This window comes from Devosia sp. Root685 (genome assembly GCF_001427875.1).
GTDB lineage: Bacteria > Pseudomonadota > Alphaproteobacteria > Rhizobiales > Devosiaceae > Devosia.
Genome location: NZ_LMHK01000002.1, coordinates 1,354,440 through 1,367,270, shown reverse-complemented (window position 1 = coordinate 1,367,270; position 12,831 = coordinate 1,354,440). Strand labels below are relative to the sequence as shown.

The 12,831-nt window shown below is 59.1% G+C and carries 9 protein-coding genes; 7 read left to right on the top strand and 2 right to left on the bottom strand.

Annotated elements, in window-relative coordinates; translation table 11 throughout:
• The first annotated feature begins 5 nt into the window (after nt 1-5).
• The 6 genes from ASD83_RS14840 to ASD83_RS14810 all read left to right on the top strand — a co-directional run bounded on the left by ASD83_RS14840 (nt 6) and on the right by ASD83_RS14810 (nt 10,089).
• Nucleotides 6-6,092: a DUF637 domain-containing protein gene (locus ASD83_RS14840; RefSeq protein ID WP_082561214.1), complete on the top strand. Its 6,087-nt coding sequence runs from the start codon at nt 6-8 to the stop codon at nt 6,090-6,092.
• Nucleotides 6,089-6,652 (top strand): DUF6990 domain-containing protein, encoded by a 564-nt coding sequence (locus tag ASD83_RS14835; protein ID WP_056312132.1) that lies wholly within the window; start codon nt 6,089-6,091, stop codon nt 6,650-6,652. The genes ASD83_RS14840 and ASD83_RS14835 overlap by 4 nt, the downstream gene beginning before the upstream one ends.
• A gap of 354 nt (nt 6,653-7,006) precedes the next feature.
• Nucleotides 7,007-7,531 carry a DUF637 domain-containing protein gene (locus tag ASD83_RS14830; protein ID WP_056312130.1) on the top strand — a complete coding sequence of 175 codons (525 nt, stop codon included), beginning with the start codon at nt 7,007-7,009 and terminating at the stop codon, nt 7,529-7,531.
• A 668-nt stretch (nt 7,532-8,199) separates the two neighbouring features.
• On the top strand, nt 8,200-8,727 hold the full coding sequence (locus tag ASD83_RS14820; RefSeq protein WP_082561213.1) for a GrpB family protein: 528 nt from the start codon (nt 8,200-8,202) through the stop codon (nt 8,725-8,727).
• Nucleotides 8,728-8,888: 161 nt separating this feature from the next.
• Nucleotides 8,889-9,416: a GNAT family N-acetyltransferase gene (locus tag ASD83_RS14815; protein WP_056312124.1), complete on the top strand. Its 528-nt coding sequence runs from the start codon at nt 8,889-8,891 to the stop codon at nt 9,414-9,416.
• 184 nt (nt 9,417-9,600) lie between these two features.
• Nucleotides 9,601-10,089: a GNAT family N-acetyltransferase gene (locus tag ASD83_RS14810; RefSeq protein WP_056312121.1), complete on the top strand. Its 489-nt coding sequence runs from the start codon at nt 9,601-9,603 to the stop codon at nt 10,087-10,089.
• Nucleotides 10,090-10,272: 183 nt separating this feature from the next.
• Here the strand turns inward: ASD83_RS14810 and ASD83_RS14805 are convergent, their stop codons facing one another.
• A complete protein-coding gene (locus ASD83_RS14805) occupies nt 10,273-11,196 on the bottom strand; it encodes a GlxA family transcriptional regulator (RefSeq protein ID WP_056312120.1) in 924 nt (307 codons plus the stop codon).
• Between the two features lie 89 nt (nt 11,197-11,285).
• On the opposite strand from ASD83_RS14805, the gene ASD83_RS14800 reads away from it, so the two are divergent.
• A complete protein-coding gene (locus ASD83_RS14800) occupies nt 11,286-11,828 on the top strand; it encodes a cysteine hydrolase family protein (RefSeq protein WP_056312118.1) in 543 nt (180 codons plus the stop codon).
• 106 nt (nt 11,829-11,934) lie between these two features.
• Here ASD83_RS14800 and ASD83_RS14795 read toward each other — a convergent pair whose 3' ends face one another.
• Entirely contained in the window at nt 11,935-12,789 is an 855-nt protein-coding gene (locus ASD83_RS14795; protein ID WP_056312116.1) for an NmrA family NAD(P)-binding protein, read from the bottom strand.
• Nucleotides 12,790-12,831: the final 42 nt, after the last annotated feature.

Genomic DNA, 12,831 nt, shown 5'->3' with positions numbered 1-12,831 from the left:
TAGTTATGCGTAAGTCCTGGTCGATGCGCCTCCTTCGCGCTGCTCGTGTCTCCTTCGCTGTTTTTGCTGCCGGTAATCTGGTCGTGCAGACTACAGTGGTCGCATACGCACAGTCTCTTGCGGTCGACCCATCTGGGACAGGCACCCTGATCACGACGGCGCCGAATGGCGTTCCGATGGTCAACATCGCACCGGCGAACGATGCGGGCCTCTCACATAACCGCTACTCCGACTTCAACGTCGGAGGCTCGGGACTCATTCTCAACAACGCCACCTCCGTCGGTCAGTCTCAGCTTGGTGGTTTCGTCAATCCGAACCCGAACCTGACCGGTGGCGCCGCAAACCTCATTCTCAATGAGGTCACGAGCTCCAACGCCTCGTCCTTGGCCGGCGTTATCGAGATTCACGGTATTGCCGCTGACCTTGTCATCGCCAACCCCAATGGCATTGCCTGCAATGGCTGCGGCTTCATCAACACCCCTCGCGCCACGCTGACCACGGGTACTGCGGTTATTGGCTCCAATGGGAAGCTTTCGGAGCTTTCTGTCCAGGGGGGCGTCGTCGAAATCGGCAATGGTGGTCTCGATGCTTCGAGTGTGGACTATTTCGACATCATCAGCCGCAGCGCGATCCTCAACGGCGCCCTGCATGGCAAGGATGTGGGCATATTTCTCGGACCCAACGACTTCGACTATGACGCCCGAAAGATAGCTCGGACCGGCACCGGCAGCGGGTCGGCGCCAGCCTTTGCGCTCGATTCTTCCGCGCTTGGCGGCATGTATGCAGGCCGTATCAGCCTCGAGGGCACCGAGGCCGGCGTTGGCGTCCGCATGCCGGACAACGTCGTCGCCGGTGCCGGCGGCATGACCCTCACGTCCAGCGGCAAGCTGGTGATGAATTCAGCCTCATCATCTGGCAACGTTCGCGCAAGCGCTGCTGATCGGCTTGAGATCAAAGGTGGCGTCTACTCCGGCGGCACGCTGCGGCTGTCCGCCGGCCAGGACCTTGCATTGGATGGCGGCTATCTCGCCGCCTGGAACGATGTGTCCCTCTCAGGGATCGGTATCGAGCTCGATGGCGACCTGGTAGCGACCGGCGTTGACGCCTCAGGCACCATCAATGCCGGCAGGGGCACCCTGAGCATTACGGCCTCGGGTGATTTGCACATTGGTGCCGATACGATCGTTCGCGGCGGCAATTCCGTGCTTGCTGAGATCACGGGTGGCAGCACGATCCTTGGGCAGGTGGCGTCGGATGGCGATCTATCGCTTCGAACTGCTGATCTCACGCTCGGCAACGGGGCCGTGGTCGGCGCCGGCATGGACAGCACGGGCCTTCTTGCTGGTAACGCGGCGCTCGACATCAGCGCGGATCGCATCGATGCGACTGGTGCGCAATTGCTATCCTCGGGAGAAACCCGGATCGGGTCCGCGGGAGACCTGGCTCTTGTCGGTGGCGAACTGCGTGCCGGTGGCGATATCATTGTCTCGGGGATCGGCGCACTTTCGAATTCTATGCGCTTGCAGGCGGCCGGTGGCCTCTCGCTGAGCGGCGGCTCAATAGCCAACTACGCCGATCTGGCGGCCGCTGAAGACCTTGTCCTGCTCGCCGCGACAGGTGTTGTTTCCAACACCGCTAAGATTGAGGCCGGTCAGTCGCTGTCGATTACCGGGTCACGCGTTATCCAAAGCGGTGAACTCACGGCACTGGACGAAGCTAGACTAACCGCCGGCGCGGACGGGCTCATCCATTCCGGGACCCTGAAGGCAAATGGCGATGTTGTCGCGGCGTCGGCCGGCGGCATCGTCTTCTCGGGCAGCCTGCGATCGGCTGAAGCCATTTCCGTTGACGCAGCGCACACCGTCAGCATTTTGGGTGATGGTGAGCTTATTGCTGGCGGCGATATCGCCCTTCACGCCGGAAATCTCAACAACACCGGTGCCATCGGCGCCGGGCGCGATCTCGAGATCGAGCTTGACGGCTGGCTGCTCAATTCTGACCTGATCGCAGCAAAGCGACACATGGGCATCCGCCTTGATGGCGTCCTGTCCAATACCGGCACCATCTTCAGCGCCGAAAATTTGACCATCGCGGGATTGAATGCTGCGAGAGCCGCGTCAGTTACGAACACCGACGCGCTGATCGAGGCCAATGCCGGGCACCTTTCGATCAAGGCCGACACGATCGCCAACACCACAACAGGTGTCTCGGTCGGCACCACAACTACGACGACCAGCAGCGGTGCAATTCCGTACATCGTCGAGACAACGGTGACGCGCGAATATCTGATCGGGACCGTTAACCGGGCGCGCATGCTCGCCGGCTCGGGCCTCACACTGGCCGGTGGCGCCATCACCAACACCTATGGCCTGATAGCGGCCAATGGTGATGTCACCTTGAGCGGGTCCGCCCTCGCCAACACAGCCCGGGATCTGATTGAAACCACCCAGGTCACAACGCGAACCTGGTGGGAAGAAACCTACTGCGACAGCCTGCAGATATTCGGCGGCTGCTGGGATGGCTGGAAGCACCGTTGGATCGAGAGCGCGCCATCCTACGGTACGTCCACCGCGACCATCGGCAGCATCTACTCTACCATTCAGGCTACCGGGACGCTCTCGGGCGACTTTACGAACCGCATCGACAATGTCGCCATTCGTCAGGGCGCCGGCCAGGTTGGTCTATCATCGGGCATTGGCACAACGGGCCCCGGCCTCGTCTCGGTCAATTTGACCTGGAACAACAATTCAGGCACCGCGCCCAGCATCGACCTGTCGGGATACCTTTCCGGAGGGAGCCTGCACCAGATCGTGCCCAATCCGACCGCGCCCTACCTCATCGAGACGCGATCGGAATTCGTCGACCTCACCAAATTCTACAACTCCGACGGCTTCCTCGGAACCCTGACCGGCTTTGATCCGGATCTGACACAGAAGCGGCTGGGCGATGCCTATGTCGAGACCAGGATAATCCAGGACCAGATTGCTGCGCTCACCGGCCGCCGCTTCCTCGACGGCTTTGATGCCGACTACGATCAGATCAAGGCCCTCTATGACAACGCACTGGTCGCACAGGGCGATCTCAATTTGAGCCCAGGCGTGGCACTGACCGCCGAACAGGTCGCAGCGCTCACCTCCGATATTGTCTGGTACGAGACAGCTGTCATCAACGGCGTCGAGGTCCTTGTGCCTCGCGTGTATCTGGCGCAAACGGCGCAGGACAGCCAGACCGGTGGCGCGCAGCTCCTGGGCAATCGCATAATCCTCGCCAGTGCCGACATGACCAATACCGGTCTCGTCAGCGCCTATGACAGTCTCGATATCGGCCTCACCGGCGACCTCCTGAATTTGGGCGGGGCCATCTACGGCGATGATGTCTCTCTCGATGCCGAGGGGACGCTGCTGAACCTCTCGGGGATGATCTCGGGTGGCGACATCTCCATTGTGGCGGGCGACCTGGTCAACCAGACAGCCATCACCCGCGACATCAACGCCAATGGCTTTGCCGATCGGCTCGACCAGACTGCCTCCATTGTCGCGCAGGGCAACCTTGCCATTGCGACCGATGGAGATTTCTCCTCAATCGGTGGAGACATTTCTGCCGGTGACGATCTCTCCGTCGCCGCGGGTGGCGATATCAACATCGCCGCTCTTGAGCAGGAAACCTCATCGTCCATCACCTTCAACGAAGGCTTCGACAACCGCTACAGCCTCAATAACGAGCTCTCGACGGTCACGGCGGGTGGCAATGTCAGTCTCACAGCGCAAGGCGACGCTACGCTACGCGGTGCCGAGGTGTCGGCTGATGGCGATGTGGAGCTGGCCGCCGACGGCGACGTCACCGTCGCCGCTGTGCAAGACATCACCACCGTCGATCGCTCAGTCACCTTTGAGCGCGAGGGCTTCTTTGGTTTCCTGTTCGGCAGTGACCAAACGACAACCGAGCAGCGCCAATCGGTCACAACAACCGGTGGCAGTATCACCGCTGGCGGCGACATCGAAGTCACTTCCACCGGTGGTGACGTGCTCCTGGACGCAGCCGACCTCGCGGCCGATGGCGCCGTAGAGCTCGCGGCCCTCGATGGCTCGGTGACGTTCGCTACCTACGTCGATAGCGATTTTGAGCGTCGGACGCGGGACACCGAAAGCCTCCTCTGGTGGACATCCAGCGACGCAGGATCGAACACCGAGTCTGTTGTTCACACAATGATCCAGGCAGGGGGCGGGCTCGATATCACGACCAGCGAAGGGATCGTTGTCCAGTATCGCGAAACCGGCGACCTTTCCGCCTCGATCGACCAGCTTTCCCAAATTGAGGGTCTCGCATGGATGGACGACCTGCGGGATCGCCCCGATGTCGATTGGCAGGCAGTCTCCGCGGCTCAGGAGAACTGGAACTACTCCGATCAGGGATTGACTGACGCCGGCGCCGCCCTCGTCGCATTGGCGGTAGCCGCCGTCAGCGGCGGCACCGGTCTTGGGGCGAGCCTCACTTCGTCCATCGCCGGCAGCATGGGGTTGGCCGGCAATGCGATCGCCTTGGCGGCCATCGACGCGGGTGTGACTGCCCTACTGCAAAAGACCACCATCTCGATGATCAACAACCAGGGTGATCTAGCAGCAGTGCTGGCCGAGCTTGGCTCCGAAGCCTCTCTTCGGTCGCTCGTCGGTTCCATCCTTACGGCTGGCCTGACTCAAGGTGCTTTGGACATCGCGCAGGTCGGCGCCGTCACCCCGGGCTCAACGTTCGGCCAAAATTTCACGAACGCGGCGCAGACCAACTTGATCAGGGCGGTGATCAAGGTTGGCGTATCAACGACTGTAGAAGGACAACCCCTTGATCAGTCCCTTGCCTCAGCTCTTCGACTGGCAGCGGCCGACACTCTAGGTCAAGCAGTTGCGATTGAGATCGGTGTCGCTGCGAAGACCGGACAGATCGATACAGCTGCACAGCTCCTCGCTCACGCTGCGCTTGGTTGCGTGACGGGAGGTCTCGCGGCCGGTGACTGCGTCGGAGGGGCATCTGGCGCATTTGCAGGTGAGCTGACAGCTCAGGTGATGATCTCAAATTGGGCAAAGGCGGCACTTGCAGAAGCAATGGCAACGGGGTCCTTGGACACTGATGCCTTGGAACGCGATTTTGCGTTGCTGCGCGCACAGGGCGTCAACGTCGCGGCGCTCGCCGGGGGCATCGCTGCTGCACTCCTTGGAGGCGATGTCGCAACCGGCGGAAATGCGGGCGCGAACGCGGCAACAAACAATGCCTTCTTTGTCCCAGCAATCATCGCCCTAATAATGGCTGGCGGCTATGCGGCCGTTGAAGGGGAAGGAGACGTCATCCGCGGAGTCGATAAGATACTTGCGGGCGAAGACACACTGACCCAAGTGGCGGTGGCAGCGGTAAGCGCAGGCATTGAGGTGGCTTATGGAGTCGCCCCTGACCAGACCCAAGCGGTGCTCGAAGGTCTCGCTGCCACTGGCGAACTCGGCAATCAGATGATCGCGTACGTCGACGACCGAACCGGCAATGTCGTCAGTGGTACTTGGAACAGCTTCACTCCCGAAACGCAGCAGAATATTCGACGGGCTGGCTTCTTTATCGGCGCCGCCGCCGGGGGCATGAGCGCAAACGTGGAAGCCCTCGCCCTTAGAACAGGTCTGCAGAATACCTCAGTAGCGATGGAGACCGCGCTCGAGATCGCTACCACGGGCGTTAAGCTAACGATCAACGACCAACGGAAGCATCATCAAGACATCGTTGACGATCTCAGAGCGCAACTTGTAGAGGCAGGAAATAGGGTTTCTCCGGGCGAGGTGTCTTTTGGTGCAGCTTGCTCGACTGGACGGTGCCGACCAGACATCATTTTCGAACGTCCAGACGGCACTTTTGGCATTATTGAGGTGAAGACGGGTGATGCCTCTCTATCCATAAGACAAAGCGAGATATTCCCTGAGATCAGAGACGGAAATGCAATTCCCACGGGACGTGTGGCAAGTCAATTTGGGCTTAGGCCTGGTGTCCCCCTCAAGGATCAAGGGTATCCAAATGGCATACCTATTATCGTAAAGACCTTTCCCGGAGCAGGACAATGAATGTGAAGCAAGTGGCGTCCAGCCTGGTTGCGATGGGTTGGAGCGTTGGTAGGGACAACGTCGGTGATTTTTTCGCTGAACGAGACCTTGTGGACCGACGGATACAAATGGTCTTCGGCATTAGGAATTTGTCTGAAGAGACGGTACTCTACTGCGTCCTCAGTGTGACCACCGAGGTTTTCTCAAACGCGTGCGCAGAAATCTACGGTGATCGGTCGCAACAGCATGGAGATCCCTTGGTACGCGCGTTGCGTCCTCCCGAGCAAAGAGCGAAAGAGATTGGTGAAGCCGAGGTGGATGCGCTCAGCGCGGCGGCTCGGCAATGGGCCGTTGAGCAAGACATAAGGCAAGCATTAATCGACTACTCCAAGCTCCCGACCAGCGCGCCGGGTGCGCGCCCGATCTGGCACCTTGCGGCACTCGCGATTCTGAGAGATGCGGAGCGCTTAGAAGCTTATCTATCTAGTATGAGGGCGGGCGACAGGCTTGGTTTCGTCCCTTATGTGAGCGTCGATATGATTGCTCGGGCGCTAAAGTTGGCTCAGAGCACTACTCCCTGAGCTGGACAGAGAGTTTATCATTCGCCAGAGCATGACGAGCACCCGCTTGTGCTTGATGCCTACATAGTTGTGAATTTTAGAGACTGGTTGCTTCGCAAATCCAGGCCAGCCCGCTTTCAGATGGCGACAGAAAAACGGCAATGACCGAAATGGGGTCAATAGCCCCCCTGCCCGCAGCGGGTGAACCGCTCGGCAGCCAAGCCTGCGAACGAAGCCTCGCACGGAACGGCCAAGTCAGACTGCGCGATGCACCTGCATTGGTCTCCAGGGTCATGCGTCGGTCAATGGCTCGCTGCCATCCTGTGCTCGCTGTCGGTACTGCGCCAAACCCGTCGGTGGACTGCGCGATCCTCGATGCATCCGGCAACTTTCTGGCGGTCGTCGCACATCGGCGCCGTCACCCCGGGCGCAGCGTTCGGCCAGAATTTCGTCAATGCCGCTCAAACAAACCTCATCAAAGCCGCGATAAAGATCGGTGTTTCAACCATAATCGAAGGGCAAGCGCTTGATCAGTCTTTGATATCTGCCCTGAGATTGGCTGCGGCAGATACCGTTGGGCAGGTTGTCGCCAATGAAATCGGCGTCGCGGCGAAAACCAACCAGATCGACAAAGCGGCTCAACTCATTGCCCACGCAGCGCTAGGTTGCGAGGTCGATCGCAACGGCTCGATCCATGCGGCGGATCGCGAAGAGCAAGTCCGCGCGTCGCCCCGACATCAATTCATAGGCTTTGTTGACCGGTACTTCGGTCTCACGCAGTCGCAGGGGAATCTGCTGCATCGCCTCTTCGGTTCTGCCGATTATGAGCAATTCCGTTGCCGGATGGCTCGCGAGGCACTCGCTGAGCTCCTCGACGTCGACCTCGATCCAGCGCAGTAATGATCGATGTCGGAATACAGCACCCGTGTCCCGCCGAGCCTAAGCGCGAGCCCAACCGCATCCCTGCGGGCCTTGCCGATGATGGCCTCGCCAACCGGATGATAGGCCACGAGAGCACCAAGCTTCGCCTTCGAGCACTAGAGCGACCTCAGGCGCCGTTGCCTCGGTCAGGCTAACGGCCACCCCAGAGAGAAAATCGCTTCAACGCCGGCGCGGCCTGCACAAGCGGCGCACACAATCGTCCCTCGACATCGTGCAAATTGTCGCCAGGACAATTCCCTCGGCCATGCCATCCTCCCAAATGATCGGAATACTAGGAGAAAGGTCCACGGTTTCAACTGGGGTGTAGGGGGGTGGTGGGTTGGGGGAAGAAGACTGTCGGCTTAGGAGGAAGATCTGGCAATAGCAGACGTCCGTGCACCTACAGTTGCCGATGACGCTTTGCGAAAGCACCGAGACCAAAAGATGCCCCTCTTCGAGGGCACAATCGAAAAAGTTTCGGCCAATTTCAACATCGTCAACTGAAATTTGGTTACGAACCCACACCAGCAGGCCTACTGCCCATCGGTGATGAACTGGTCCAAGTGGGGTGGAGAGCGGTCAGTCTGGTTCTGAACAAATAAGCCTGTAAGCTGCCAGGGAACTCCGGGCTGCATCATGAGGGCCGAATGCTTGGGTTGAAGCACGATTTGAACCTTCTCGTTGATTACCAGGCTAGCTGGAAAACGGAATTTGACACCGAGGGTGAACGGGTCAGAGCGGCACTGGGCCCCGTCGCCAAGGGCATTGAGCATTACGGCTCGACTTCAGTTGAAGGCATGAGAGCGAAACCAATAATCGATATTCTGGTCGGCGTGTGTCCCCTGGAGCGCTGGTCAGAGTGCGTCGAGCCATTAGCGAACTTAGGATACGACTATGCCGAGCACGCAGGCGTCCCAGGTCACTACATTTTCGGAAAGGGTCGAGACGCCAGCGAACGAACGCATTTGCTTCATATAGTGGAATTTGAAGGGCAGTCGTGGACCTCCAACCTTCAACTCCGAGACGCCCTAAGACGGGACGAACACCTCCGCCAACGCTATGTTGCCGCGAAAGAGGCCGCAATCGCGTCAGCCCCAGTGGGCCGGGCAAAATACAATGAGTTAAAACGAGCTTTCATTGACGAGGCGAAGGCCATATTGGCCCGCAACCACTAGCGGACCAAACCGAAAACCCTTCCAGAATTGGATCGATATCGTGTTTTGTGGGACATCTTGGTCGGAGTGGAGAGCGGTGAGGCGGCCTTTGGAGCACTGGATGCCTTGTTGACACGAGCAGTCCACCTTAGTGTCTCGTCCAACTGCGTTGGAGAAACATATTGCAGTATGATCCTGCCATCCGCCTGGTGACCGAGCATCTAATCCTGCGCCCGACCGTGCCTAGTGATGTCGTGCGCGCGCTGGTTATCAGGTCAGACCCCGCTGTGGCCCGCAACCTGGTCTCGGCCACAATACCCCCTGACACGGAGAAAATGACTGATTGGTTCCAAAGTCACTCCGACGAGTGGCGAGAGGGCAGCGCTTACCGACTTGCGATTGAGCTGGATAGCCGCATGATTGGGGTCTGTGATGTGTTCGACGTCGCGGATAGCGAGGGCGAAATCGGTTATTGGATCGAGCAGGCGGTCTGGGGACGCGGCCTTGGGCTTGAGGCTGCTAAGCGGCTGGTGCGCTTCGCTTTGGAAGACGTTGGTCTGAATACCATCCAGGCAGCGTGCGCTGACGACAACGCTGCATCGTCGGCGATATTGACCCGGCTAGGTTTCGACCGAGTAGCGGATGTAAGAGTATTCTCCCAGTCCCGCGAAACGGAAATCACCCAGCGGCGATTTCTGTTAAGGGCTTGAGGCCAATCAGACTGGGCGCGACAGTCTGCTTTTGGCTGCGGAAAAAGGGTTGAGAATTTTGGGCTCGTATGGGGTCTGATGTCGATCCGACCTCTGCGAGGTGGAAACCAGACTGCCTGGTGCTAGCCAAGACAGCCGAAAACTATCCAAGGCCAATTCATCATGCTGATACGAGGCGGTTCTGATGCTCGTTACGTCGATACCGAATTTGGTTCTGACGCCACTGGCTGAGCATCACTCTCTAGCGTTGTACGAGCTAATTCAGGAAAATTCCGCGCACCTGACTGCGCACGGAGACTATGAGGATTTGGTTGCGGCACCACTGGCAAGAATAGCGGCGGAGTTCAAGCGGCCGACCAACAGCAATCTGCGTTTCGGAATTTTTGTGGGGTGGCAACTCGTTGGAAGCATGGACTTGGTTCCAGTCGCTCCGCCTCGATATGGCTTAGGATACTGGCTTGGCGAGACCTCAACCGGGAAAGGGTATGCCACCGCTGCGTTGAGGGCTCTTATAGAGTTTGCAAGAACCGAATTGAGAGCCACCGACATTTTCGCTGGCGTCACTCACGGCAATTGGAGAAGCAGAGCCGTGCTGGAACGCGTTGGCTTCGCGGCTGTCGAAATCTTCGACAAATATCAGCGCTTTCATTGTCGGCTCGCCCTCGATCCGTAATGCCGGTATGGGCCCGTTGCCTCCGTCTGCTTCTGAGACGAAGCAGGATTGCTGCTAACGACCGAAATGGGGTCGCAGTTAGCCGCTACCCCAACGCCGCCTCGGGGTGGGTAGCGGTCAGACCGCTTTTGGACACATGCCCAGGTAAAGCTGCCAGTGGCGGCAGGGCTTGGACGCGTGTGGCTACCCGCGAAATCGCCGACGATATTCCGATGGCGACAGGCCTACGGTTTGGATGAAGACCTTCCGGAAGGCGCTGGCATCACCGTAGCCAACCGCCCATGCAATCGCTTCAACGGCATCAGCTCCAAACTGAAGCATCTCGCGGGCCTTGTTGACGCGAAATCGTTGGAGGTACTCGGTTGCAGTCATGTGCGTCGCCTTCCGAAACCGCCGCAGGAAGGTTCTCTCCTCCAAGCCTGACTTGCTGGCCATATCTGAGAGACTGATGTTGTCTGCAAATTCGGCATGAAGCCAATGTTGCGCCGCCAAGATAGCAGCGTCGCCGTGAGTCAGTGTTGGGACGAAGGAGCTGTAGTAGCGCTGTTCACGCCCTGGAGGATCAATCAGCAGAGTTCCTGCGGTATTCATCATGGCCGTAGTGCCCAGATATCGGTCAACCAGCTTCAAGCCCAGGTCCGTCCACGCCATCATGCCTCCGGCAGTGATGATGTCCCCGTCATCGATCACCAGTCGATCGACGTCGAGGTCAACCTTCGGAAAGCGGGATCGAAAAAGCTCGGCTGTTCCCCAATGTGTCGTCGCAGATCGCCCGTCCAGCAACCCTGTTTCACCCAAGATGAAGGCACCAACACATACGGACGCCAAGGTGGTGCCGCTACCATGCAACTGCCGCAGCGCCGAGACGCTCGGTCGAGCCACCTCGGCAGTAACCGGCCCCAGCTTGCCGGGAGGTATGATCATGACGATCGGCGCCTCGGTATTACTGCCGGGTACTAGCTCCTCGCCGATAGTCCGCCATCTCGTCACCCTGAGTTGAGGTCGATCAGGCTGATTTGCGATTTCGAACAAGTCTGCCAGCCCGAGCAATGCAGCTTCCTGAGCGCCGGAATACTCGAGAAGCGCGATTTCGATGTCGTTGCTCATTTGTCGTTTCCAACCCGAAAATTGTCGGCACCGCCAATAGCGCAGTCCTCAACCACCGTCCATAAACACGCATCGAAAGGATTTCACTCATGAGTAACCAAGCTGTCATCGTCGTCGATTTCCAGAACGACTACCTAGCATCCGGTTCCTGGCCACTGGTCGGTGTCGATGCCGCCGTAAAAAATGCCGTCAAGGTGATCGACGATGCTCGAGCCAAGGACATTTCCGTCATCCATGTCCGGCATGAGAGCCCCGCAGGCTCGCCGTTCTTCGTCATCGGGACATCCGGAGCCGAGATCATCCCCGCCGTAGCGCCCAAGCAAGGTGAGCAGGTCGTCGTGAAGAACTTCCCGAACGCGTTCCGCGGCACTGACCTCAAGGCCAAGCTGGACGCCGCGGGCATCACGGATCTCGTTGTCATCGGGGCCATGAGCCACATGTGCATCGACGCCACCGCCAGGGCCGCCGCCGACTACGGGTTCAACGTGACTGTGGTCGAAGATGCTGCCGCAACCCGCGACGCCGAGTTTGACGGTGTGACTGTTCCGGCAGCTCAGGTGCACGCCGCGTTCATGTCGGCCCTGGGCTTTGCTTACGGCAAGGTCGTGAAAGCCGATGAATACGTGAAGTAAATGCAACTGCGCCCGTGCGGGACGCTTACCCGCACAGGCGCAACCTAGCCGACAATGTCCTCTAAGCCGGCCGCTCCAGCACAGAAGGTGAGACAGTGGTCGCGGGTTAACGGCCCAAAGCGTTGGCAAGCCAGGTTTGCACGTTGTCAGGCTCGGCACCCAACAAGGTCTGCGCACTGGTCTTTGGCTCGATGGTATTTGCCGGAGCCTGCCAATGTGCCTTGTAGAAACCGACGACGCCGGCAAAGGCCGGGCCGAAGAACGGCTCGATAAGATCCCCAAACTCTTCAGGTGTCAGCGCTTCAAATCTCACGTCGCGGCCAAAATGCTGGCTGAAACCGGCGGCCAGATCCGCGCCCAGCAATCCGGGCAAATGGCCGATGCCAACAACGCCCGCCAATGTGCTGTCCATCAGCAGTCGTTCTGCCACCTTGGCCACGTCGGCATGAGAACTCCACGAAACTGCATAGTCGGGCCGAACCGGGTATCGCAACACGCCCTCGGCCGTGACGGGTGCGGAAACCATCGGTAGCAGCAGGTTTTCAAGATACAGCCGGGGCGCAACCACAGCGTTTGAAACGCCACTGTCCTTGACGCCATTGATCAGTGTCATGATGGCGGAATCTGCAGGCGATTGCAGCGGGCTATCTGGGGCGTCGACAACCGCGCCGCTGGTCGAAATCACGACGCGCCCAGGGCGAGCGGCGCGGATCGCTGCAACGATATTGTTGGCGTAGCTGAGACGCAGATCCTCCGGAGCCTGAGGAAGGTGCACGAAAATGCCTTCTGCCTTGTCGTATGCGCTGGTCAGCGAGTCGGCAGAAGCGGCGTCTGCGGTCACGGCTTGGTCGCCGTTCTCAGCATTTCGCGACGCCGCCTTTACGGATTTTCCTGCCGCTTTGAGGCGTTCGAACAGGGGAGCACCTTGTGCGCCGGTGGCGCCATGGATGATGAAGGACATAGGCATGATCTCGCTAAGCTGTTAGAAAGCCGCATCAGTGCA

Coding starts and splice junctions, on each gene's coding strand:
- ASD83_RS14800 (WP_056312118.1), top strand. CDS start 11,286: ATGAGTAACCAAGCTGTCATCGTCGTCGATTTCCAGAACGACTACCTA.
- ASD83_RS14840 (WP_082561214.1), top strand. CDS start 6: ATGCGTAAGTCCTGGTCGATGCGCCTCCTTCGCGCTGCTCGTGTCTCC.
- ASD83_RS14835 (WP_056312132.1), top strand. CDS start 6,089: ATGAATGTGAAGCAAGTGGCGTCCAGCCTGGTTGCGATGGGTTGGAGC.
- ASD83_RS14805 (WP_056312120.1), bottom strand. CDS start 11,196: ATGAGCAACGACATCGAAATCGCGCTTCTCGAGTATTCCGGCGCTCAG.
- ASD83_RS14830 (WP_056312130.1), top strand. CDS start 7,007: ATGCATCCGGCAACTTTCTGGCGGTCGTCGCACATCGGCGCCGTCACC.
- ASD83_RS14820 (WP_082561213.1), top strand. CDS start 8,200: ATGCTTGGGTTGAAGCACGATTTGAACCTTCTCGTTGATTACCAGGCT.
- ASD83_RS14810 (WP_056312121.1), top strand. CDS start 9,601: ATGCTCGTTACGTCGATACCGAATTTGGTTCTGACGCCACTGGCTGAG.
- ASD83_RS14795 (WP_056312116.1), bottom strand. CDS start 12,789: ATGTCCTTCATCATCCATGGCGCCACCGGCGCACAAGGTGCTCCCCTG.